15 protein-coding genes and 1 tRNA gene are annotated in these 23,726 nt (G+C 63.2%); 11 read left to right on the top strand and 5 right to left on the bottom strand.

Annotated features, from left to right (window positions below; translation table 11 throughout):
* The first annotated feature begins 456 nt into the window (after positions 1-456).
* Positions 457-533: transfer RNA gene (locus RXV95_RS12660), tRNA-Pro, on the top strand.
* Positions 534-582: 49 nt separating this feature from the next.
* Here the strand turns inward: RXV95_RS12660 and RXV95_RS12665 are convergent.
* The gene (locus RXV95_RS12665; protein ID WP_338466398.1) at positions 583-1,884 is read right to left on the bottom strand and encodes an MFS transporter; all 1,302 of its coding nucleotides are present in this window, start codon (positions 1,882-1,884) and stop codon (positions 583-585) included.
* A gap of 220 nt (positions 1,885-2,104) precedes the next feature.
* On the opposite strand from RXV95_RS12665, the gene cyoA reads away from it, so the two are divergent.
* From cyoA to RXV95_RS12700, 7 genes are read left to right on the top strand one after another with little or no spacing between them, the layout of a single operon-like run.
* Positions 2,105-3,217, top strand: coding sequence for a ubiquinol oxidase subunit II (gene cyoA / locus RXV95_RS12670; protein WP_338466399.1), 1,113 nt, complete (start codon positions 2,105-2,107; stop codon positions 3,215-3,217).
* 27 nt (positions 3,218-3,244) lie between these two features.
* Positions 3,245-5,254, top strand: coding sequence for a cytochrome o ubiquinol oxidase subunit I (gene cyoB, locus RXV95_RS12675; protein WP_338466400.1), 2,010 nt, complete (start codon positions 3,245-3,247; stop codon positions 5,252-5,254).
* A 5-nt stretch (positions 5,255-5,259) separates the two neighbouring features.
* A complete protein-coding gene (gene cyoC / locus RXV95_RS12680; protein WP_338466401.1) occupies positions 5,260-5,907 on the top strand; it encodes a cytochrome o ubiquinol oxidase subunit III in 648 nt (215 codons plus the stop codon).
* The gene (gene cyoD / locus RXV95_RS12685; protein WP_338466402.1) at positions 5,904-6,302 is read left to right on the top strand and encodes a cytochrome o ubiquinol oxidase subunit IV; all 399 of its coding nucleotides are present in this window, start codon (positions 5,904-5,906) and stop codon (positions 6,300-6,302) included. The genes cyoC and cyoD overlap by 4 nt, the downstream gene beginning before the upstream one ends.
* Before the next feature lie 4 nt (positions 6,303-6,306).
* Positions 6,307-7,047 carry an SURF1 family protein gene (locus tag RXV95_RS12690; RefSeq protein WP_338466403.1) on the top strand — a complete coding sequence of 247 codons (741 nt, stop codon included), beginning with the start codon at positions 6,307-6,309 and terminating at the stop codon, positions 7,045-7,047.
* Entirely contained in the window at positions 7,047-8,375 is a 1,329-nt protein-coding gene (locus RXV95_RS12695) for an ATP-binding protein (RefSeq protein WP_338466404.1), read from the top strand. The genes RXV95_RS12690 and RXV95_RS12695 overlap by 1 nt, the downstream gene beginning before the upstream one ends.
* Positions 8,372-8,917: a response regulator transcription factor gene (locus RXV95_RS12700; RefSeq protein ID WP_338466405.1), complete on the top strand. Its 546-nt coding sequence runs from the start codon at positions 8,372-8,374 to the stop codon at positions 8,915-8,917. The genes RXV95_RS12695 and RXV95_RS12700 overlap by 4 nt, the downstream gene beginning before the upstream one ends.
* A gap of 6 nt (positions 8,918-8,923) precedes the next feature.
* Here RXV95_RS12700 and RXV95_RS12705 read toward each other — a convergent pair whose 3' ends face one another.
* Positions 8,924-10,468 (bottom strand): BCCT family transporter, encoded by a 1,545-nt coding sequence (locus RXV95_RS12705; protein ID WP_338466406.1) that lies wholly within the window; start codon positions 10,466-10,468, stop codon positions 8,924-8,926.
* A gap of 379 nt (positions 10,469-10,847) precedes the next feature.
* Here RXV95_RS12705 and RXV95_RS12710 point away from each other — a divergent pair, with 379 nt between their 5' ends.
* The 3 genes from RXV95_RS12710 to RXV95_RS12720 all read left to right on the top strand — a co-directional run bounded on the left by RXV95_RS12710 (position 10,848) and on the right by RXV95_RS12720 (position 16,916).
* Complete coding sequence (locus RXV95_RS12710) at positions 10,848-13,490, top strand: TonB-dependent receptor (RefSeq protein WP_338466407.1); 2,643 nt, start codon at positions 10,848-10,850, stop codon at positions 13,488-13,490.
* Between the two features lie 95 nt (positions 13,491-13,585).
* A complete protein-coding gene (locus tag RXV95_RS12715) occupies positions 13,586-15,604 on the top strand; it encodes a sulfotransferase (RefSeq protein WP_338466408.1) in 2,019 nt (672 codons plus the stop codon).
* A complete protein-coding gene (locus RXV95_RS12720; protein ID WP_338466409.1) occupies positions 15,597-16,916 on the top strand; it encodes an MFS transporter in 1,320 nt (439 codons plus the stop codon). Before RXV95_RS12715 ends, RXV95_RS12720 begins: the two co-directional genes overlap by 8 nt.
* A gap of 8 nt (positions 16,917-16,924) precedes the next feature.
* Here the strand turns inward: RXV95_RS12720 and RXV95_RS12725 are convergent, their stop codons facing one another.
* From RXV95_RS12725 to RXV95_RS12735, 3 genes are read right to left on the bottom strand one after another with little or no spacing between them, the layout of a single operon-like run.
* Positions 16,925-17,797, bottom strand: coding sequence for a transglutaminase family protein (locus tag RXV95_RS12725; protein WP_338466410.1), 873 nt, complete (start codon positions 17,795-17,797; stop codon positions 16,925-16,927).
* A complete protein-coding gene (locus RXV95_RS12730) occupies positions 17,794-20,292 on the bottom strand; it encodes a circularly permuted type 2 ATP-grasp protein (protein ID WP_338466411.1) in 2,499 nt (832 codons plus the stop codon). Before RXV95_RS12730 ends, RXV95_RS12725 begins: the two co-directional genes overlap by 4 nt.
* Positions 20,293-20,301: 9 nt before the next feature.
* The gene (locus tag RXV95_RS12735; protein ID WP_338466412.1) at positions 20,302-23,664 is read right to left on the bottom strand and encodes a transglutaminase family protein; all 3,363 of its coding nucleotides are present in this window, start codon (positions 23,662-23,664) and stop codon (positions 20,302-20,304) included.
* Positions 23,665-23,726 lie beyond the last annotated feature (62 nt).

The raw sequence follows: 23,726 nt of genomic DNA on the forward strand, positions 1-23,726 counted from the left end.
TTCTCACAAATAGGAGCCTCCGGAAAACCCGGGACGCTTCAGTCAAGTGATTGCGCCGTTTCTTTTATGGACCGCTATACGGCGTTAGGGCTACCCGAGGAACCGACAGCGCTCATCGATTGCAGCGGAGATCATTTTATATTCCTCGCTGCCTTGAAGCAACTGATAAGAGAAATCGAAGAATCTCCGCGTCAGTTGGCGAACTTCCGCACTCTGGTCCAAGGGATCCGAGTTGCGGAAAAATGATGGTTTCAGTTGGAAGCTATGCTGGTGGATGGGCTTGTCTGTGACACCGTGGTGTGACACTGTGGCCAAGTTACAGGACTGAAACTCAGCAGAAACGCGTGGTTGTGGTGAAAGCGGGAAGAAATCCTGCCGGGCCCACCAGGCGGAAAGTCCCATCGCCGCATTTGCGCTTGCGCGAAAGCTTCGGCGAACCTAATGGCCGGCCCGGTTCGGGGAGTAGCGCAGCCCGGTAGCGCGCCTGCTTTGGGAGCAGGATGTCGCAGGTTCGAATCCTGTCTCCCCGACCATTTTCCTTTTACCCACTTTCCCTGTGACGACGGGTCAGCAGGCCCCGCGTCAGTTGCGCTGGACAAGTTCCTTGTTCACCGCAAGCGCGACCAGTGTCAGGACAGCGCCCGACAGCAGATAGCCGCCTGCCGCGATCAGGCCGAAGTTGCTTGCCAGCAGAAGGGCTGCAAGCGGCGCGAAACCGGCGCCGAACAGCCAGGCAAGGTCAGATGTCAGGGCAGACGCGGTATAACGTGCATCGCCCGAGAAGTTCGCCGCGACCGCGCCCGAGCTTTGCCCGAAGGCAAGGCCCAGCAACACGAAGCCGATCACCATGAACACGATCTCGCCCACCATCCCGGCATCGAGCAACTGCGGCGCGAAACCGCTGAACACCGCGATCACCGCCGCCGAAACGCCGAGCAGCGTTCGCCGGCCATAGCGGTCGGCCAGTGTCCCCGATGCGATGATCGCAAGAATGCCGACAAAACCGGCGAACATTTCGATCAGCAGGAAGGTCGACGGCACTTCGCGCGTGAACAGGAAAATCCACGAAAGCGGAAACACCGTAACCATGTGGAACAGCGCGAAACTTGCCAGCGGAGCGAAGGCGCCGATCACGATGCTGCGGCCTTCGGCGCGAATCGTCTGCAGCACCGGCGCGGGCTGGAGATCCTTACGTTCGAACAGCCGCTTGTAATCGTCCGTCGTCACGATGCGCAGCCGGGCGAACAGCGCAACGACGTTGATCGCGAAGGCGACGAAGAACGGATAACGCCAGCCCCAGTCAAGGAAATCGGCGGCAGACAGCGTTGCGGTAAAATAGGCGAAAAGCCCGCTGGCCACCACCAGCCCGATCGGCGCGCCAAGCTGCGGGATCATCGCATACCAGCCGCGCTTGTCCTCCGGCGCGTTGAGCGCAAGCAGCGAGGCGAGCCCGTCCCATGCACCGCCCAGCGCGAAGCCCTGCCCAAGGCGCAGGATCGCCAGCAAGATCGCAGCACTGATGCCCAGCGTCTCGTAACCCGGCAGAAACGCCATCGCCGCGGTCGACCCGCCCAGCAGGAACAATGCGACCGTCAGCTTGGCGGCGCGGCCCTGGTGCCTGTCTATCGCCATGAACACAAGGCTGCCCACCGGACGCGCGATGAAGGCCAGCGCGAAGATGCCGAACGACCAGATCGTGCCGGTCAGCCGGTCGACGAAAGGAAACACAAGTTGCGGAAACACCAGCACAGACGCGATGGCGAATACGAAGAAATCGAAGAATTCCGACGTGCGGCCGATGATCACGCCAATAGCAATCTCGCCCGGGCCGACCGCGGGATGCCCGCCGGCGCGCGTGTTCCGACCGACCAAATCGGTGTCCATCGCGTTTCCTGCACTCATTCGATCAAGTCTCCAGCAAATCCGGCACGCGCGAAAGGGATGGTCCGCGCCTTTGCGGCAGGTCCACGGCCTGCATTGTTGCGGCCGTTAAGACCGTGCCGCACATTTTGACATAGGACAAAATGTCCAATGTTGCATCGCAACAACCGAAGCTAGGCGGCGGGCCATGAAGATCCCACCGTTCAAAGGAACGTGGTCCCGCATGCGTGCGGGTGCCGCGTTGGCCGGCCTTTTCCCGCTGCTTGGCGGATGCAGCGCCGTGGTGCTCAACCCGTCGGGCGACGTCGCTTCGCAACAGGCCGACCTGGTGATCATCGCCACGGTCCTGATGTTGCTGATCATCGTGCCGGTCATGACGCTGACCGTGCTGTTCGCACGGAAGTATCGCGCATCGAACACAGAGGCCGAGTACGAGCCCGATTGGGAGCATTCCACCCAGCTGGAACTGGTGATCTGGTCGGCCCCGCTGCTGATCATCATCGCGCTGGGCGCGGTGACGTGGACCGGCACGCACAAGCTCGATCCGTATCATCCGATCGACCGCCTAAGCGCCGGCAAACCCGTTCCCGCGGGCGTTACCCCGCTTGAGGTCGACGTGGTGGCGATGGACTGGAAGTGGCTGTTTATCTACCCGCAATACGGCGTCGCGACGGTCAACGACCTGGCGGCTCCGGTGGACCGGCCGATCCGCTTCCGCCTGACCGCCTCCACGGTGATGACGGACTTCTATATCCCCGCGCTGGCCGGCCAGATCTATGCGATGCCCAGCATGGAGACGCAGCTCAACGCCGTGATCAACAAGCCCGGCGTCTATGACGGGTTCAACGCCAACTATTCGGGCGATGGCTTCAACTGGATGAAGTTCAAGTTCCACGGTCTTTCGGACGCGGGCTTCGATCAGTGGATCGGCCAGGCCAGGGATTCGGGCAAGACGCTTGACCGGATGGGCTATCTGCAACTCGACAAGCCGAGCAAGGCAGTGCCGATCATGCGCTTCGGCAATGTTGCGCCCAACCTTTACCAGCTGGCGCTCAACAACTGCATGAAGCCGGGAACGCCCTGTGTCGCCAACCAGATGCTGAAGAACAAGGCGACGGCTGCGGGCGTAAATCCCGAGTCCGCGGCAAATGCAACGGATTCGGCAATGAGCGCGAAGATGGCAGGCCACGGTGCAGGCGCGATGGCCGATTCGCGCTCCGATGCGCATACGCCCGGCCCGTTGCGCGGCGCGGGCCTGACCCCACCGAACGCACGCCCCGATCGCGACGTGATGGCCGAAGCGGCGCCCGAACCGCACGCACCGTCCAGCCTCTGACGCCCAGTTCCAACGGAAGATCCCGCAATGCCCGACACTCCCCTTCCCTATACCGGCTGGCTTTTCGGCCGCCTGTCACTCGCGGCGCTGCCGCTAAACGTGCCAATCGTCATGGGCACGTTCGTGGTCGTCGCGCTGGGCGCGATCGCGGTGCTTGGCGCACTCACGTATTTCCGCCTTTGGGGAATGCTGTGGCGCGACTGGTTCACGTCCGTCGACCACAAGAAGATCGGCGTGATGTACATCGTGCTGTCGTTGATCATGCTGCTGCGCGGCTTTGCCGACGCGCTGATGATGCGCGCCCAGCAGGCGATCTCGTTCGGTTCGAACAACGGCTATCTGCCGCCAGAACACTATGACCAGATCTTCACCGCGCACGGCGTGATCATGATCTTTTTCGTCGCCATGCCGATGGTGGTGGGGCTGATGAACCTGGTCGTGCCGTTGCAGATCGGCGCGCGCGACGTTTCATTCCCGTGGCTCAACAACTTTTCGTTCTGGATGACCGTTTCGGGCGCGGTGCTGACGATGATATCCCTGTTCATCGGCAGCTATTCCACCGCCGGATGGCTGGCGATGGCACCATTTTCCGGCCTTCAGGCAAGCCCGGGTGTTGGTGTCGACTACTATGTCTGGGGCTTGCAGATCGCGGGCCTTGGCACCCTGCTTTCAGGCGTGAACTTCGTCGCCACGATCCTGCGGATGCGGGCACCGGGGATGACGATGATGAAGATGCCGGTCTTTACCTGGACCGCGCTGTGCACCAACGTCCTGATCGTTGCGATCTTCCCGATCCTGACGGTGACGCTGGCGCTGTTGGGGCTCGATCGCACGCTGGGCACGCAATTCTTCACCAACGTGAAGGGCGGCAACCCGATGATGTATGTCAACCTCATCTGGATCTGGGGCCACCCGGAGGTTTACGTCCTGATCCTGCCGATCTTCGGCGTCTATTCCGAAGTGACGGCCACGTTCTGCCGCAAGCCGCTGTTTGGCTATACCTCGATGGTTTACGCCACCATCGTCATCACGATCCTGTCCTATGTCGTGTGGCTGCACCACTTCTTCACGATGGGGTCGGGCGCCAGCGTCAATTCGTTCTTCGGCATCACCACGATGATCATCTCGATCCCGACGGGCGCGAAGATGTTCAACTGGCTGTTCACGATCTATCGCGGCCGGGTCCGCTATGAACTGCCGATGATGTGGACGCTGGCGTTCATGCTGACATTCGTGATCGGCGGGATGACGGGCGTGCTGCTGGCGGTTCCGCCGGCCGACTTTGTGCTCCACAATTCGCTGTTCCTGATCGCGCACTTCCATAACGTGATTATCGGCGGCGTGTTGTTCGGGGCGTTCGCGGCCATCAATTACTGGTTTCCCAAGGCGTTCGGTTTCAGGCTCGACAGCAAGTGGGGCAAGCGGTCGTTCTGGCTGTGGGTTTCGGGCTTCTATTTCGCCTTCATGCCACTTTACGTGCTGGGCCTGATGGGGGTCACGCGCCGCCTGTCGCATTTCGACAATCCGGCCTATCAGATCTGGTTCGAGATTGCTGCCTTCGGCGCGCTGCTGATCGCCGGCGGAATTGCCTGCATGGTCATCCAGATCCTGGTGTCGATCCGCAATCGCAAGGAACTGGCCGATACCACCGGCGATCCGTGGGACGGCCGCACGCTGGAATGGGCCACATCCTCTCCGCCGCCGGCCTATAACTTTGCCTTCACGCCGGTGGTCCACAGCCGCGACGCATGGTGGGACATGAAGCGCAACGGCTATGTCCGGCCCACCAGCGGTTTCGAGCCGATCCACATGCCGAAGAATTCGGCCACCGGCATGATCATCGCCGGGCTTGGCCTGGCCTTCGGCTTCGGCATGGTGTGGCACATCTGGTGGATGGCGGCGGGCGGCCTGTTCGCGATGGCGGCAACCGGCATCGGCCACACCTTCAACTATGCGCGCGACTTCTACATCCCGGCCAAACAGGTCAGCGACGTTGAAGGCGAACGCACCCGCAAACTCTCGGCCCAAGCGGCCTGACCCGCATGAGGACCGGATCGGAAACGATGGACGCACAAAGCTATTTCGACGGCGACCGGCCGCTTTACCACCTGCCGGAAGAGCCGCACCACGCGGAAGGCCACAGCACAATGCTGGGCTTCTGGATCTACCTGATGAGCGACTGCCTGCTGTTCGCGGGGCTGTTCGCCACATATGCGGTTCTGGACCACTCGTTCGCCGGCGGACCGGGTCCGAAGCAGTTGTTCGAACTGCCGCTGGTGGCGCTCAACACGGCGATGCTGCTGTTCTCTTCGATCACCTATGGCTTCGCGATGCTGGTGATGGAGCAGAACAAGAAAGGCGCGACGCTGGCCTGGCTGGCCATAACCGGCCTGTTCGGGCTCGCCTTCCTTTCGATCGAGATGCACGAATTCGCCGGAATGATTGCCGAAGGGGCCACCCCGCAATCGAGCGCGTTCCTTTCCGCGTTCTTCACGCTTGTCGGCACGCACGGGTTGCACGTTACCGTCGGCTCGATCTGGCTGGTCACGCTGATGTCGCAGGTCGCGCGCTTCGGGCTTACGTCCGCGAACAAGCGACGTCTGATGTGCCTTTCGCTGTTCTGGCACTTCCTCGACATCGTCTGGATCGGCGTTTTCACCTTCGTTTACCTGATGGGAGTCCTCGGATGAGCACCGCCCCCGCACCGCACGATCATTCCAACGGACACGGTGATCACCTCGATAACGCGCCCCACGGTTCGTTCGGCGGCTACATGACCGGTTTCCTCCTGTCGGTGATCCTTACCGCGATCCCGTTTGCGCTGGTGATGACGGGCACGCTGGACAAGAACGTCACGCTGATCCTGATCCTTGCCATGGCGATTGTGCAGATCTTCGTCCACATGGTCTATTTCCTGCACATGAACATGAAGGTGGAGGACGGCTGGTCCATGCTCGCGCTGATCTTCACGGTGGTATTCGTCGTGATCACCCTCGCCGGGTCGATGTGGGTTCTTTACCACATGAACGATAACATGATGCCGATGACCCCGGTGGCCTCTTCTTCCGCCGGGATGACCGGCTGACGCGGTGCCGACAACGGCGGACACCGGGCACAGGAAGGGAATCGTCCTCCCCCTGGCGTTTGCGCTGGTGCTGTTCGCGGGGTTCATGACGCTGGGCGTATGGCAGGTCCATCGCCTCGCGTGGAAAGAGGCGCTGATCGCGCGCGTGGATGCGCGCCTTGCTGCGTCCCCCGTGCCCGCGCCCGGGCCGGACGAATGGGCGGCGGTCAACCGGACCCGCAGCGAATACCGCCGCGTCAGCGTGACCGGGCACTTCGCGACGGTCCGCCCGGCGCTGGTCCAGGCCGCAACGCGGCTGGGCGGCGGATTCTGGGTGATGGCGCCGTTCGACGATGACCGCGGCTTTACCGTCCTTGTGAACCGCGGCTTCGTGCCGGACCGCAAGACGGGCGCCGCGCCCCCTCCATCCGGCAAGCGCACGATAACCGGGCTGTTGCGCATTACCGAACCCGACGGCGGCTTCCTGCAATCGAACCAGCCAGCGGCCGACCGCTGGTTCTCACGCGATATCGCGGCAATCGCCAGGACGCGCGGCCTTGGCAGGACCGCGCCCTATTTCATCGATGCAGACGCGGCGGGAATCGATAACGGAAAAGTGGCCGGGCAGCCCGTGGGCGGACTGACCGTTACCCGGTTTCCCAACAGTCATCTTTCCTATGCGATAACGTGGTTCGTGCTGGCGGCGATGAGCCTTGCCGGCGCGGCATGGTTGATCCGCGAGCGGGTTCGTCCAACAAGGGGGTGATGGCAAACCGCCCTTCATACCCTGCCCAGGGCAGCAGCGCGCTGTCCGACCACGCCGTAGAACCCAGCGGCACCGCCAACATGCGCCAGCTTATTGCATTGCGCTGGCTGGCAGTGATCGGCCAGTTCGTAACCATCATGATCGTCCACCACGGCATGGACGTGCAATTGCCGCTGTACCGGATGCTGGCGATCGTCCTGGGACTGGTGACGCTGAACCTGATCAGCATGTTCAGCCTGCGCAACGGGCTGGAGGTCGGCAACAGCGAACTGTTCTTCGAACTCACAATAGACGTCGCCGCGCTCACCGGCCTTCTCTATCTCAGCGGCGGGGCGACCAACCCGTTTATCTGGCTGTTCCTGCTGCAAGTCGCCCTGGGGGCGATCCTGTTGAAGCCCTGGTCGACCTGGGCGATCGTTCTGTTCACGTCCGCGTGCTTTGTGTTCCTTCTGGTCACGCACGAACCGCTGGTGCTACCGCCCGAATTCACGATCGGGCTGTTCGACCTGTATATTTTCGGCGCGCTGACCAGTTTCGTGATTATCGCGGTGCTGCTGGTGCTGTTCATCACGCGCATAAACGCCAACGTGCGCGCAGGCGACGCGCGCCTTGCCGCGATGCGGCAGCAAGCGGCGGAAGAAGACCACATCGTGCGCATGGGCCTGCTGGCCACCGGCGCCGCGCACGAACTTGGCACGCCGCTCGCCTCGCTTTCGGTGATCGCCAACGACTGGAGCCACCGCGAAGACCTGCTTGCGCTTCGCGATCTGCCCGAAGAGGTGGAGGACGTGCGCGTGGCGGTGGAGCGTTGCAAGACGATTGTCGGCGGCATCCTGATGTCGGCCGGCGAAGCGCGGGGCGAAAAAACCGCCGTCACGACGCTTGTCCAATTCCTTCAGGATATCGTGGGCGAATGGCAGGACCGCGTCGATCCGGAAATGCTGCGCTTTTCCAACCGCATCGATGGCGACGTGCGCATCGTCTCGGATGCGGCGCTGAAGCAGGTCATCTGGAATATATTCGACAATGCCTACGAAGCTTCGGGCGCGCCGGCCACGATGACCGCACAGCGCATGGCAGGCGACCTGGTATTGACGGTGCGCGACAGTGGCCCGGGCTTTGCAGCAGACATTCTGGAAGACTTCGGAAAACCCTATCGATCCACCAAGCAGCGCCGCGGCGGCGGGCTGGGATTGTTTCTTGTCGTCAACGTCATGCGCAAGCTGGGCGGGCAAGCGACCGCGCGCAACGAACCCTTCGGCGGCGCAACCGTTGAACTGACCTTGCCCATTGAAGCCATCGAATGGCATGGTGACAGGCAGCAATGACCCGGAAGACCCTGCTGATCGTCGAAGACGATGCCGACCTGGCCCGAACGCTCAAGCGGTCGTTCGAACGCAGGGATTACGCCGTCGCGCTCGCGTCCAGCCCGGCAGAAGTCGATGCCTTCATTGCTGCGCGGACCGGCGGGGAAGCTCCGGATTTCGCGCTGGTGGACCTGAAGCTGGGCACAGAATCGGGCCTTGGCTGCGTAAAGGCGCTGGCAGAACATTCGGGCGATACGGTGATCGTGGTGCTGACAGGCTATGCCAGCATCGCCACGGCGGTCGAGGCGATCAAGCTGGGGGCCAGCAACTATCTTCCCAAGCCTGCGAACAGCGACGACATAGAAGCCGCCTTCGGACGGACACAGGCGGATACGACCGTCGAAATCGGGACACGGCAAACGCGGTCGGTGAAGACCGTGGAATGGGAACATATCCACGAAACGCTTGCCGCCACGGGCTTCAACATCTCCGAAACCGCGCGCAGGCTGGGCATGCACCGCCGCACGCTGGCACGGAAGCTGGAAAAGCGACAGATCAAATAGGGCGCTCTAGGCCGCCACCTGATCGTCCGCGCGCAGCATCTTCAACAGACCCCAGGCGATCATCAGCAGGACCAGCGCGAAGGGAAGCCCCGTCACGATCGCCGCCGTCTGCAACGCGCCCAGTCCGCCAGCCCAAAGCAAGGCCCCTGCCAATGCGCCCATGGCTACCGCCCAGGTCACCCGGTGGACGAAGCCCGCGTGGCTGTGCCCGCCCGATGCGATCATCGCGGTAACCAGCGCGCCCGAATCCGCGGAAGTTACGAAAAAGGTCGCCACGATAACGATCGCCAGCGCGGAAACAGGCCCGGTCAGCGGATAGTGGTGCAGGAACGCGAACAAGGCATCGGACATGCTGGAATCGACCGCTTGCGACAGCCCGCCGTTGCCGAACAGTTCGATATACAGCGCGCTGTCACCAAAAATGGTCATCCAAGCAAACGTGAACAGCGAGGGCACCAGCAGCACGCCGCCGACAAATTCGCGAACCGTGCGCCCATAGGATATGCGCGCGATGAAAATACCCACGAACGGCGACCAGCTGATCCACCACGCGTAATAGAACATCGTCCAGCTGCTCTGCCAGTCGGTGTCGGTATAGCTTGCGGTCCATGTCGACAGATAGACGAACCGCTGCATGTAATAGCCGATGTTCTGCACGAAGGCGTCTAGCAGGAACACGGTCGGCCCCAGGACAAGGACGAATACCGCCAGCGCGACGGCCAGCGCCATGTTGATTTCCGACAGGCGGCGGATTCCCTTGTCCAGACCCAGTGCGACCGAAATCGTCGCCAGCCCGGTAATCACCACGATCACGATTGCTTCGACCGCGCCGTTGGCGGGTATGCCCGCAACCAGTGCCAGCCCCGCCGTGATCTGCGACGCGCCGAAGCCGAGCGATGCAGCAACACCACAAACCGTCGCTGTTATCGCGAGAACGTCTATCAGGTCGACAGCGAGCGAAGGGATGCGCGGGAAAGCGACGTTCAGGAACGCACCGATGCTCAACGACCGGCCGCGATTATAAGCCACGTAACCAAGGCCAAGGCCGATGACGGCATAGATTCCCCAGGCGTGCAGTCCCCAGTGCAGGAATGTCAGCCCCATCGCGTGCTGGGCGTTGCCTGCAAGGCCGCGCGGCAACACGGCGTCGGGATTGGAAAACGCGGTCGCCGGGGGATGGGAGAAATGGGTCACCGGTTCGGCCACGCCATAGAACAGCAGGCCGATCCCCATGCCGGCGCTGAACAGCATCGCGAACCATGTCGCCAGCCCGTATTGCGGTACCGCGTCGCGCCCGCCCAGCCGGATCCGCCCGAGGCGCGTAACCGCCATGATCGCGCAGCAGCCCAGCAGGATATTGGCGACCATCACCAGCAACCAGCCGAAGTTCCGCGTGGCAAACAGTTGAATCTGGCCGAACCGTTCGGCCGCGACGCTGGCATTGAGCAGGGCAAAGGCGATCAGCACGCCGATCGCCGCGATCGCCCCGAAAAAAACGACAGGCTTGAAATTGTCCCCGCCATCGACGCCAGCGCCCGGTTGACTTGCCACCCTTCAAAACCCCTGTAAGTAAAAAAATCGAACTAGTTACAATAGTAAATAGTCACAAGTTAACTCTATCACGCGAAAAATATGTATAAATAAACATTACTTATGTATGCTTACGAATACATCTTCGCTGTATCGCCATGATTTATGCATTAACGTGACTGTTGTCACTATGCAACGCATTGATCTTCTTTCAGCGAATCCGGAAAGTGCCGCTGGATATCGATTAGCAACTCTGATAGCGAACCTTTTCCAACGGAGGGAACTTTCCGGGCCTGTGCGCTTTCTTTGCCGTTTCGGCGCCGCCGAAGCGTGCGAAAGCGCTGCCGCGTTGCTGGCGCCCGTCCCTTCATGCCAGTGGAACAGACAGGGGACCACACAGATGCTGAAATCCTTGAGCGGCGCGTCGATCGGCGCGCTGGCCATCGCGATCGTTACGCCCGCCCACGCACAGGCCCAACAGGCGCCAAAACCGGCCGGCGGCATTCAGGCGATCATCGTTACCGCAACCAAGCGCACCGAAGACCTGCAAGACGTTCCGCTTTCCGTGAACGCCATGGGCGAGCAGGAACTGGACAACCTCGGCGTCAAGACGTTCGACGATTATCTTGCCCAGCTTCCGAACGTGACGGCCGGCGGCAGCGGTCCGGGCCAGAACACGATCTACATCCGCGGCCTTGCCTCGACCACGCCGAACCTGACGACCGCGGGCGTTGCCGGCCTTGCCCCCAACGTCGCGCTATATCTGGATGACCAGCCGATCTCACAGCCCGGACGCAACCTTGACGTCTATGCCGCCGATCTTCAGCGCATCGAGGTTCTTTCCGGCCCGCAGGGCACGCTGTTCGGCGCAAGCTCGCAGGCGGGCGTGGTCCGCCTGATCACCAACAAGCCCAGCCTTTCCGGCCTGGATGCATCGTTCAAGGGTGAAACCTCGTTCACCAAGCACGGTGCCGCCAGCTACAAGGCGGAAGGCATGATCAACCTGCCGGTGACGAACAACCTGGCGCTGCGCGCGGTTGTCTATCTCGATCACCAGGGCGGTTATATCGACAACGTGCACGGCACCCGCAGCGTTGCCGACAGCGCGCGTTTCCGCCCGGCGGGAACGGTCCGTTACAACGGCGTGCCGGTGAGTACGGGCCGCGCCGGCTTCCAGGCAGGTGCCGACCTTTCGAACGTGAACTTCATCCAGGCCGACAACGGCGGACTGGTGCAGGACAACTTCAACGGGACCGAATATGCCGGCTTCCGCGCATCGGCGCTGTGGGAATTCGCGCCCGACTGGAAGCTGACGATCGAGCATACGCGCCAGAGCATCAATTCGGACGGCGTGTTCTTCGTCGACCCGACGCTGGGCATGGACAACCCCTCGGTCCAGCAGTTCGAGAACAACCGCCTCGACGATAACTTCTCGAACACCAGCTGGACGCTTGAAGGGCGGCTTGCCGCGCTCGATATCGTCTATACGGGCGCTTACACCGACCGCGAAACGACGCAGCGGGTGGATTACACCGATTACCTCTTCGTCGGTCAGTACCTGCCCTATTACATCTGCGACGGTTCGGTGACCTATCCGGGTGCCGCCGATCCCAGCGGCACGTGCCAGGCGCCGAACCTCTATGTGAACTCCAAGTCTGATGCGACGGTGTTCACCCAGGAATTCCGCGTCAACACGCCTGACGACAAGCGCATCCGCCTGACCGCGGGCGCGTTCTATTCGAAGTCGATCCTGAAGGAACGCAACGACTTCACCTATCCGGGAAGCGTGCAGGCCCAGCCGTTCGGCCCCTTCGCGCCGAACTATCCGTTCCCCGGCGTTTACCAGAGCGATCCCGGCCCGTTCCCGGCGGGCGTGATCTTCCGCAACGACGTGAAGCGCACGGACGAACAGTTCGGCCTGTTCGGTGAACTTTCGCTCGACATCGTTCCCGATGTGCTGACGATCACTGGCGGCGCGCGCTATTACGACGTGAAGGTCGATCTTGCGGGCACGGCCAACGGCAGCTTCTGCAACAGCGGCGCGGCCACGGACCAGAACGCCTATGGCACCAACATCTCCGATCTCTATGACGGCGATGGCCAGTACACCTTCATCGGCAGCTGCAATCCGGCGCTTCGCCAGACCTTCACGCAGGGCCAGTCGATTTCCGACATCATGGCGGCGGGGCTGAACGCGTCGCAGGCGGCGCAGGTGTTCAACGCGCTCAGCGCACCGGACAAGGCGCGCACCAAGGGCACGATCTTCAAGGGCACGATCACTTTCACGCCCACCGAAGACGTGATGCTTTATGCCACCTATTCGGAAGGTTTCCGTCCCGGCCTGCTCAATCGTCCGGGTGGGGCGCAGGGACCAAACGGCTATACCGTGCCCTTCGCGCTCGATACCGATACGGTGCAGAACTATGAATTCGGGTGGAAAACCGAACTGCTCGACCGGCAGCTGCGCTTCAACGCCAGCGCGTTCTATGTCGACATCAAGCGGTTGCAGACCACGATCTTCGATCCCAGCATCGTCAACCTGTTCTTCTCGGACAATGCGGCGAATGCGCGCATCTATGGCATCGAAGGCGACTTTACCGTTGCGCCCTATGCGATGCCGGGCCTGACCGTTGCCGGGGCGTTCTCGTTCCTGGACACGAAGATCACAGACGTCCTCTTGCCCACCAACGACGTGCACACGGGCGACAGCCTTGCTTATGCGCCCGCGTTCCAGGGCAACCTGCGCGTCCGCTACGAATGGGATCTGGGCGATACCGGCATGACCGCGCACGTGATGCCGCAGGTTTCGCATTCCTCGTCGAAATACACCGACATCATCGACATCAACCGCCTGAAGCTGGCTGGTTACACGACGTTCAACCTGTCGGTGGGTATCGACAAGGACCAGTGGTCGCTTGAACTCTATGGCCAGAACCTGACGGACAAGCGGGCCGAGGTCGCGGGCACCTTCGTGAACGACCGTCCGCGCATCACCATCAACCGTCCGCTGACGGTCGGTCTGCGCGCGTCGTTCAAATATTGATCGTATCCACCTGACTCGCGCGGCGGGCGGGGCTTTCGGGCCGCGTCCGCCGCGTCTGTTTCGAAATCCCGTCAATCTATGGCATTAGAGGTGCGATGGCTGTCAGCGACGATACCCGGGCGCCGGACCTGAAGTCCGCGCAGGATGCGCTGCAGGCCGGGAATTTTTCCGGCGGCCTTGCCCGTGCCGAACACATTCTGAAGCGCGACCCCGGCGATGCAGAGGCGCTTTACCTCGCCGCTGTCGCCTGCCGTTATCTCCAGCATCACGATACCGCGCACGAATACCTTGCGCGCCTCCATTCCGTATCGCCCGAATATGGCCGGGCATGGCAGGAAAACGGGCATCTCGCCCGCGCGGAAGGCGATGCCGACACGGCCATTGCCGCCTATGCCCGCGCCTGCCGCTTCAATCCCGTACTGGAAGCAAGCTGGCGCGCGCAGGCCGACCTCCTTGCCGCATCGGGCCGCACCGCAGAGGCAGATGCCGCCCGTGCGCAGGCCGATCGCATCGCAGCCATGCCGGTGGAGCTGGTGGCCGTCAGCAACCACCTGCACGAAGGCAGGCTTCTGCGTGCCGAGGAAATCTGCCGCCATTACCTGCGCGGCCATCCCCGCGACATAGAGGGCATGCGCCTGCTGGCGGAAATCGGCAGCCGGTTCGGCGTACTGGAAGACGCCGAGTTCCTGCTGGAAAGCGCGGTGGCCTTCGCGCCGGACAACATCCAGCTTCGGCTCGATTACATCCAGGTGCTGCGCAAGCGACAAAAGTTCACCCGCGCGCGCGAAGAAGCGGAAGCGCTTTACCGAAGAGACCCCGACAACCCGCTGTTCCAGTCGCACCTCGCCATCGAATCCATGCAGACGGGCGATTACAATCGCGCGTTCGGCCTGTTCGACGCGGTGCTGGAAAAGCTGCCGTCAGACCCTGCGACGCTCACCTCCAGGGGCCATGCGCTGAAGACTACGGGCCGCGAAGAGGACGCGGTCAGCTCGTATCGCGCGGCGGCGGCCGCAAGACCCGATCACGGCGATGCGTGGTATGCGCTGGCGAACCTGAAAACCTATCGCTTTACCGACAGCGAAATCGCAACGATGCGCGAACAGGCGGAACGGCCTGACATCGCCTTCATGGACCGCGTTCACCTGTCCTTCGCACTGGGCAAGGCACTGGAAGACCGCGGCGAATATGCGGGATCGTTCCGGCACTACGACCAGGGCAATGCGCTGAAGCGCAAGCAGACCCGTTACGATGCCGACCGGATGACCGAGGAACTGAAGGCGCAGGCGCAATGGTGCACGCCGGAGCTGTTCGAACGGCACGCCGGAATGGGGCACGACGCCCCCGATCCGATCTTCATCCTTGGCCTGCCGCGCGCGGGATCGACGCTGCTCGAACAGATCCTCGCCTCTCACAGCCAGGTCGACGGAACGCTCGAACTTCCCAACATACTGGCACTGGCGCACAAACTGCGCGGGCGCCGCGCCGGGCAGTCGCTCTATCCGCAAGTGCTTCACGATCTTGGCGCGGAACAGCTGACGGCAATGGGCCGCGACTATATCGAGAACACGCGCATCCACCGCCGGGGCGCCCCCTTCTTCATCGACAAGATGCCGAACAATTTCCGGCACATCGGCCTGATCCACCTGATCCTGCCGAATGCGAAAATCATCGATGCGCGCCGCGCGCCGCTCGATTGCTGCTTTTCGGGCTTCAAGCAGCTTTTCGCCGAAGGACAGGAATTCACATACGGGCTGACGGAAGTGGGCCGCTATTACGCTGATTACGTCGACCTGATGCTGCACTGGGACAATGTGCTGCCCGGCAAGGTGCTGCGCGTGCAGCATGAAGACGTGCTGGACGACCTTGAAGGACAGGTCCGCCGCATGCTCGATTTTCTCGGCCTGCCCTTCGAACAGGCATGCCTCGATTTCCACCGCACCGAACGGGCGGTGCGCACTGCCAGTTCGCAACAGGTGCGGCAACCGCTCAACCGCTCGGGCGTGGGCGCGTGGATTCCCTATGACGAATGGCTCGGCCCGTTGCGCGATGCACTGGCGTCGTCGTGGGCCGGGATGGACAAAGCAATCGATGGAGAAGGACTCATTGGCTGAAGCCGCGATAGAAGAACAGGGCGGGCCACCGGGTCTGAACAATGTCGAGAAACTTTCTGGCCAGAGCCTGAGCGCCGGAATGATCGGCAACGTGCTCGAATGGTACGACTTCGGGCTTTACGGTTATCTCGCGCCGATGATCGGCGCCCTGTTCTTCCCGTCCGCGAACCCGATTGCCTCGCTGATCGGCGCTTATGGCGGGTTTGCCATCGGCTTTGCGGTCCGCCCCATCGGCGGCGCGGTGCTGGGCCATCTTGGCGACAGGATCGGCCGACAGACCGTGCTGGTCGCCTCGGTAGTCCTGATGGGCGGCGCGACGACGCTGATCGGCTTCCTGCCCACCTATGACCAGATCGGGATCTGGGCACCGATCCTGCTTCTGCTGATCCGCCTGTTCCAGGGTTTCTCGGTCGGCGGCGAATTTACCGGGTCGGTTACCTACCTTGTCGAAACCGCGCCGATGCACCGGCGCGGGTTTGCCGGAAGCTTCGCGAACATCGGTTCCACCGCGGGTTACCTGCTTGCCGCAGCGCTTGCCGCGGGCACCGTGATGCTGACCAAGGCCCACCCCGAATACCCGTGGATCTGGCGCGTGCCATTTATCGCTGGCGGTCTGCTTGCCGTCCTTGCCTACTGGATGCGCGCAAGGCTGACGCATACCGGGTTCGAACCCGACATTCCCGAGGAAGGCGAAGAACACGAACTGCCAATGAAGCAAGCCTTTACCCAGGCTCCGCGCGCCATGATCCTGGCAGTCATCTTCACCTGGGGATACGGCGTTGCGGACTATCTGGCGCTGGTTTTCCTGCCCACTTACGCCAGCAGTTTCGGCGCGGTCGATCATGGTGCGGCGTTGACGATCAACACCTTTTCGCAGGCCGCGGCCATTATCGTCATTCCGCTGGCAGGCTGGCTGACAGACCATGCGCTGCGCCGGCGATCGATGCTGATCCTTGCGTTCGCCCTTATCTTCTTCACATCGGTGACCGTGTTCGAGCTGGCCGCCGGGCCGGGCCTGATGCGCTTTGCCGTCGCGCAGGTCGCCTTCGCGGTGTTCCTGGGCATGATCATGGGCACCGCGCCGGCCATGCTGGCAGAGCTGTTCCCGTCCCATTTCCGCATGACCGGCTATTCCATCGCCTTCAATATCGGCCTTGGCTTCGGCGGCGGCACCGCGCCGCTGATCGCGACCGCGCTGATTGACCTGACCGGGCACAACCTTGCGGCGGCGGGATACATGATGGTGGGCGCATTGATGTCCGTCGTCGCGCTGGCGCTGATGAAAGACCGCAGCCGCCAGCCGCTGCACTAGGCGGCGCGTCAGTCTATCGTGGTAACGTCGACCGCAACGCTGGTGCGTTGCGGTGCCGCGCCGATGAATACGCCGTCCACCGGCGCAACGTCGGCATAGTCGCGCCCCATCGCGACAACGATGTGGGATTCGCGGGCAAGGCAATCGTTGGTGGGATCGACACCGATCCACCCTGCCTTCTCGCCCGCCCAGACCGCGACCCATGCGTGCATCGCGTCCGCGCCGACCAGCCTTGGCCGTCCCGGCGGCGGCAAGGTACGCAGATATCCGCTGATATAGGCCGCCGGAATGCCGTGGCCGCGCAAACCCACGATCATAACGTGGGCGAAATCCTGGCAGACGCCGCTGCGTTCCTCGAAGGCTTCGTGCGGCATGGTGGTGCTGTCGGTCTTGCCGGGATCGTAGGCAAACGCTTCGTGGATCGCGTGCGCCAGATGGCTCGCCGCCGCAACCACGCTGTCCGAATAGGAAATGCTGTGCGCGGCCCATGCGGTTATCGCGGCATCCGGCACGGCGATGCGCGATCCGAACAGGTATGGCACGGGCGAGAGGATCGAAAGGTCGCGCGATTGCAGCGCAAGACGCCTGATATCCTCGACACTGGGAATGTCCGCCGGCAGGTCCGGCGGGGTCACGTCGATCTCGAACGTGCCGGTCACGGTCAGATCCTTGACCGGATCGGCATATGCCATGGCATCGAGGTTCACCAGGTATGGGCCGCTGGTTCGCCGCACGTCTGCCGGTGACGGATCGACCGAAAGCGACTGGCGCAGCATCCGCTGGCCCGGCCATTCCACCGGGCGCAACCTGAGGTTGAGGCGCGCATCCCTGACGGGCGCCTGATACGACAACCTCGATTGATGGCGAACCGCGTATTTCATGCCAGGAACGTCGCGCCATCGCGGGCGGCCGGCGGGCCTTCCTGCAGGAAGAACCGTTCGCCAATCGCTTCGGAAACGCCACCAAGCAGCGAAACGGCGGTTTGCAGGTCTTTCGGGACCACGCTTTCGGCATCCAGCATTTCAATGTGCGCGGCAAACCTGCGCGCCAGCTTCAGCGGGGTTTCGGGCAATCCGTCATCCGTCAGCACAGGCAAGGCTTCAAGGTGTTCGACGATCCGCGCGGCCTGGAAGGAAAGCCCGCGCGGCTGTGCGGGGTCGAGCAGGACCACGTCGAGAACCGGGGCAATATACGGCATCGCCAGATAGCGGCTGCGATAGAGCGCCTGCGCGTCCGCAAGGTCCAGCAAGGCCGAAAGATCGTCGGCACTGGCGTGTCCGGGCACAAGCTCAAGCGTCGCCTGGGCGATCAGCGATGCCCGTTCAATCAGGATGCCAAGATCAAGGAAACGCCAGGCATCGGTCCGGTTCATGGTATCCGCCGTCAACCGGCCGATCGCGGAATACCGCTCCACCAGAACATCGGTGGCCTGCACCATCGATTCGGCGTGTCCGGGAAGGAATCCGGGGAACGGGCGATTGATCATCCGCCAGCTGTCGCGCCCCAGCCTGTCGCGCAGCAAAAGCGCGATCTGTTGGCCGCGGCGCGCAAGCGCGGCGACGGAACCTTGCGTTTCCCCAGCAAGCGCCAGTTGCGCGATCTCCAGCGGCGACCGTGTCCGTTGCGCGGTGGTAATCGCGCCCCAGCGCAGAAGCAGGCCGCACAGCCGGTCTATCGTGCTGTTTCCATCGGCATCGGCCTTCTTGTCCGCCTGCGCGGCGCTTGCCACGTCGAGCAAGGTGCGTACCGCGCGCACGGCCTGGTGCCCCCGTTCGCCATAGCGGCCCAGCCAGAACAGGTTGTCCGCGCTCTGGCTGGGGAGCAGCCCCACGGGGCGCCGAACCGGCGGCGCGACCAGCGTGGGCGCGGGTACCGATTGCGTCGGCGTGGCCGGATCGACCACGCACACATCGCTCGACAGGTCACCCAGCCCCATCAGCGACGTCCTGAGGTCGCCATGCTGCGAAACGCGCCCGAAGCCGCCGGGCAGCGTAACCCAGTTCCCGTCCGCATCGCGCGCAAGAAAAGCCCGCAGGGTGAACCCGCGCGGCCGCAAATGCCCGTCGGCAATACACGGCGTGGTGGACAGGCGGATGATCTCTTGCCCGCAATAATCCATGGGCCGCCGATTGATCGCCTCGATCAACGCGCGCCGTTCCTCTCCCCTGAATGTGCTGCCCGCACGCGTATGCCCGTCGTCCAGCCCTTCAACCGGCAGACGGTACGACGAACTGATTACCATGCGGTCCAGGCTGTCGATCACGTGCGCACGTTCGGCCTCGCCCCCGCACCACCACGTTGCGGCGTTGGGAAGCTTCAGCGGCCCGCCGGTGATGTGGCGCGAAAGCCGCGGCAGGAAAGCGGACATCGCGCGGGCTTCCACCACGCCGGCCCCCGGCCAGTTCGCCACCAGCACATCGCCTGTGGCACAGGCGGCAAGGAGGTTGGGCACCCCGATCCGCGAACGTGAATCGAAGTTCAAAGGATCGATGTCGCGCGTATTGATCCACCGCCACAGCGCATCGATCCGCTTCAGTCCGGCAATCGTGCGCACGAAGATGCGCCCGTCGCGCTCAACCAGGTCGCGCCCCTCCACCAGCGAAAAGCCAAGGTGCCGGGCAAGGTGCGCCTGTTCGGGATAGCTCTGGTTGAAGCGGCCGGGCGTAAGCAGGCCAATTCGCGGATCGGATCGGGCGGCACCGGCGGCGATGCCTTCGCGCAGGGCTTCATAGAAATCGGACTGTCTGCGCGCCCGGATGGAAGCCAGCAGACCGCCCGTCGCCCGCGTCAGCGCCAGCCGGTTTTCCAGCGCATAGCCTATGCCGATGGGCAGGCGCACCCGGTCTGCCAGGACGCGCCATTCGCCATCCGGCCCGCGCGCCAGATCGACCGAATAGACCCGCAGGAAATGTCCGCCCGCAGGCGGCATCCCCACCATCCGCCGCGCGAAATTCGGGCTGCCCGAAACGACCGCGGCGGGCAGGTGACCGTCGCGCACAAGCCTTTGGGGGCCGTAGATATCGGCAATCACGGTTTCCAGAAGGTCCGCGCGCTCGACAAGCGCGCCTTCGATCGTCGCCCATTCATCGGCCCCGATGATGATCGGAACCGGCCCCAGCGGCCACGGACGCTCCTGCTCGTCCCCCGTCAGGCGGAAGGCAAGGCCAAGGTCCGATACATGCCGGTCAAGATACGTCTGGACCCGCGTCAGATCTCCGTCGGCCTGCGCGGCGATGCCGGTAACGAAATCGCGCCACGCCGCTGCTGCCGGCCCGGTTGCGTCGGCATAGATATCGCCGCCCGCCCCTGGGTCGTAATAGGCCAGCGGATCGCGTTCGGGATCCGGGCCGAAAAGGTCTGCGCCGTGCGTGGCCATTTGCCTGCTTTAATGCATTCCGGCCGGTCGGCGAAGGTCCAGCGTCATCGGGAACTCACCGCCAAATTCGGCGGCCGGGATATCGACCCGCCCCGGCGTATGACCATGATCCTGGAAACGCGCCTTGCGCCGTGCCTCCGCCTCGTACTCGTTGACCGGAACCGTATCGTAATTGCGCCCGCCCGGATGCGCGACGTGATAGACGCACCCGCCCACCGACCGGCCGTTCCACGTATCGAACACGTCGAATGTCAGCGGCGCATCCGCGCCCAGCAGCGGGTGCAGGCACGATGGCGGCGCCCATGCCTTGTACCGCACCCCGCCCACGCCCTCGCCCGGCACGTCCGTCGGGTGCATCGGCACACGCCGCCCGTTGCAACCGATCACGTGGCGGCCGGGCACCAGACCGGTAGCGCGAACCTGCAAGCGTTCGGTCGAACTGTCGACATAGCGCACGGTGCCGCCCACCGCGCCCGTCTCGCCCAGCACGTTCCACGGTTCAAGCGCATGGCTGATTTCCAGCACCACGCCGCCCGCCTCTATCGATCCATGCACGGGAAAGCGGAACTGGCGCTGCGCTTCGAACCACTGGGGATCGAAATCGTATCCCGCGCGCCGCAGGTCGCCCAGCACTTCCATGAAGTCCGTCCAGCAGAAATGCGGCAACAGGAACCGGTCGTGCAGCATCGTGCCCCAGCGCACCAGGCTGCCGTCTTGCGGTTCGCGCCAGAACCACGCGAGCAGCGCGCGCAGCAGCAATTGCTGGGCAACGCTCATCTTCGCGTCCGGCGGCATCTCGAACCCGCGAAATTCGACCAGGCCCAGCCGCCCGGTCGGGCCGTCGGGCGAATAGAGCTTGTCTATGCAGATTTCGGTGCGGTGGGTATTACCCGTCACATCGACCAGCATGTTGCGGAACAGCAGATCCACGATCCACGGGAAGCGCGGCGCCTCACCCGGCGGCGGCACTTGCGACAGCGCGATTTCCAGTTCGTAGAGACTGTCATGCCGGGCTTCGTCGATACGCGGGGCCTGGCTGGTCGGACCGATAAACAGGCCGGAGAACAGGTAGCTGAGCGAGGGGTGCCGCTGCCAGTAGAGTACGAAGCTTTTCAGCAGGTCCGGGCGGCGGATGAACGGGCTGTCCGGGAATGTTGCCCCGCCCATCACCAGGTGGTTGCCGCCGCCGGTGCCGACCGAGCGGCCATCGACCATGAACTTGTCGGCGGTAAGCCCCACCTCGCGCGCGTCGTCGTAAAGCCCCTGGGTCAGTTCGACGAGGTCGTGAAAGCTCGATGTCGGGTGAATATTGACTTCGATCACGCCGGGATCGGGCGTTACCTTGAGCACGGAAATGCGCGGGTCGGGCGGCGGCGGATAGCCTTCGATACGCACCGGCATCTGCAAGCGTTCCGCCGTCGCTTCCACTTGTGCGACGAGTTCGAGGAAGTCCTCTATCGCTTCGACAGGCGGGATGAACACGGAAAGGTAACGGCCGCGCGGTTCAACGGTGATCGCAGTGCGCACCGCGCCTTCGATGATTTCCTGTTCGACCACGTCCTGCCGGTTTCCGCCCGCGCTCTCCACCCTCTGAAATGGCTGGTCGGCGGCCACTTCGCGCGCAACATCGGCTGGCGCGGCGCGCTGTTCGCGAAAATCGGATAGCGGCGCCTGCGCATCGGTCGTCACGCGCGGGTGGATATAGGGATAGTCCGACTTGGGAACCCAGGGCAGAGACCCCAGCGGCAGCCGGTAGCCAAGCGAGGAATCGCCCGGCACCGCGAACAGCTTGCCCCTGCGAAGGGTCCACTGTTCGGATTTCCAGCGCGGTCCCTTGGCCGGTTCGGCCTGCCAGCGCTGGATCGGCAGAACATAACCGGCGGGCTTAGACAGGCCGCGCTCGAACGTGCGCACGATGCGCGATCTTTCTTCCGGATCGTCAAGCCTGGGATCGGATACGTCGACATTGATCGGCAAGTCGCCTTCGCGCTCGATCCATTTGGCAGGATCCTCATACACCGGCTGGATGAACGCGCTGTCCACCCCCAACCCGCTGGCCGCTGTATCCAGGAACCGTTCGGCATCGTCGCCGGTAAGCGCCTTTTCCGCCGGTTCGGTATCGTCATCGGGATCGGCGGCGATCAGGCCTGGGTTTGACCACAGCGGCTTTCCGTCGTTGCGCCAGTATAGCGAGAAACCCCAGCGCGGCAGGCTCTCGCCCGGATACCATTTGCCCTGCCCGTGATGCAGCAACGCGCCGGGGGCAAATCTCTGCCTGAGCTTGCGGATCAGCTTGTCGGCATATTTCGCCTTTGTCGGCCCGACGGCATCGCCGTTCCATTCGCCGGCTTGCGGATCGTCGGCGGCGACGAACGTCGGCTCGCCCCCCATGGTCAGCCGGCAGTCCTGCGCCGCAAGATCCCTGTCCACCGCCTCGCCCAGTGACAGCAGCCGTTCCCAGCGGCTGTCGGTAAAAGGCTTGGTAATCCGCACCGCTTCGGCAACGCGGTCCACCCGCATGGCGAAATCGAAATTGACCTCTGCCGGCTCGGCAACGCCGGATACGGGCGCGGCGGAGCGATAATGCGGCGTGGCGGCGAGCGGAATGTGCCCTTCACCGGCGAACAAGCCGGACGTGGGATCGAGGCCGACCCATCCCGCACCCGGAACGAACACTTCGCACCAGGCGTGGAGGTCGGTGAAATCGGCTTCGGGGCCTTTCGGCCCTTCCACCGGCTCCACATCCGCCTTCATCTGGATCAGATAGCCGGACACGAACCGCGCGGCCAGGCCGAGCCGGCGCAGCAGGTTGACCAGCAACCAGCCGCTGTCCCGGCACGATCCGGTGCCAAGGCGCAGCGTTTCCTCGGGCGTCTGCACCCCCGCTTCCATCCGCACGACATAGCCGATGCGTTCTTCCAGCTCGCGATTGATGCGCACCAGGAAGTCGATCGTGCGTTCCTCGACGCCCGAATAGCGGTCCGCCAGCGCATCGAGCAGCGGGCCGCCGGGCACCGCTTCGAAATAGGCGGCCAGTTCCTCTCGCGTCGAACCGTCATAGGCGAAGGGGAAGGTTTCGGCGCTGTCTTCAACGAAAAAGTCGAACGGATTGATCACGGTAAGGTCCGCGATCAGGTCTACCTCTATCGAGAACTGGGTGACGCGTTCCGGAAAGACGATGCGCGCCAGCCAGTTGCCGTGGGGATCCTGCTGCCAGTTCAGGAAATGCCCCGAAGGTTCGATCTTCAGCGAATAGTTGGGAATGGCCGTGCGCGAGTGGGGCGCCGGTCGCAGGCGAACCACCTGCGGCCCAAGAGCCACCGGCCGGTCATAGGCATATCTGGTCGAATGGTGCAGGGCCGCGCGGATCATGCCGCTATCAGACACCCGATCATGCTGCGTTGCAATACGTTCCGCGCATCGGGCCGGGCACA

It is taken from the genome of Novosphingobium sp. ZN18A2 (genome assembly GCF_036784765.1).
In the GTDB taxonomy this organism is placed as follows: domain Bacteria; phylum Pseudomonadota; class Alphaproteobacteria; order Sphingomonadales; family Sphingomonadaceae; genus Novosphingobium.

What these genes read in the sequence shown, in the direction of transcription:
- RXV95_RS12710 (WP_338466407.1), top strand. Translation starts at nt 10,848, where the DNA reads ATGCTGAAATCCTTGAGCGGCGCGTCGATCGGCGCGCTGGCCATCGCG.
- cyoD (WP_338466402.1), top strand. Translation starts at nt 5,904, where the DNA reads ATGAGCACCGCCCCCGCACCGCACGATCATTCCAACGGACACGGTGAT.
- cyoB (WP_338466400.1), top strand. Translation starts at nt 3,245, where the DNA reads ATGCCCGACACTCCCCTTCCCTATACCGGCTGGCTTTTCGGCCGCCTG.
- RXV95_RS12700 (WP_338466405.1), top strand. Translation starts at nt 8,372, where the DNA reads ATGACCCGGAAGACCCTGCTGATCGTCGAAGACGATGCCGACCTGGCC.
- RXV95_RS12730 (WP_338466411.1), bottom strand. Translation starts at nt 20,292, where the DNA reads ATGGCCACGCACGGCGCAGACCTTTTCGGCCCGGATCCCGAACGCGAT.
- RXV95_RS12725 (WP_338466410.1), bottom strand. Translation starts at nt 17,797, where the DNA reads ATGAAATACGCGGTTCGCCATCAATCGAGGTTGTCGTATCAGGCGCCC.
- RXV95_RS12695 (WP_338466404.1), top strand. Translation starts at nt 7,047, where the DNA reads ATGGCAAACCGCCCTTCATACCCTGCCCAGGGCAGCAGCGCGCTGTCC.
- RXV95_RS12665 (WP_338466398.1), bottom strand. Translation starts at nt 1,884, where the DNA reads ATGGACACCGATTTGGTCGGTCGGAACACGCGCGCCGGCGGGCATCCC.
- RXV95_RS12715 (WP_338466408.1), top strand. Translation starts at nt 13,586, where the DNA reads ATGGCTGTCAGCGACGATACCCGGGCGCCGGACCTGAAGTCCGCGCAG.
- cyoA (WP_338466399.1), top strand. Translation starts at nt 2,105, where the DNA reads ATGCGTGCGGGTGCCGCGTTGGCCGGCCTTTTCCCGCTGCTTGGCGGA.
- RXV95_RS12735 (WP_338466412.1), bottom strand. Translation starts at nt 23,664, where the DNA reads ATGATCCGCGCGGCCCTGCACCATTCGACCAGATATGCCTATGACCGG.
- cyoC (WP_338466401.1), top strand. Translation starts at nt 5,260, where the DNA reads ATGAGGACCGGATCGGAAACGATGGACGCACAAAGCTATTTCGACGGC.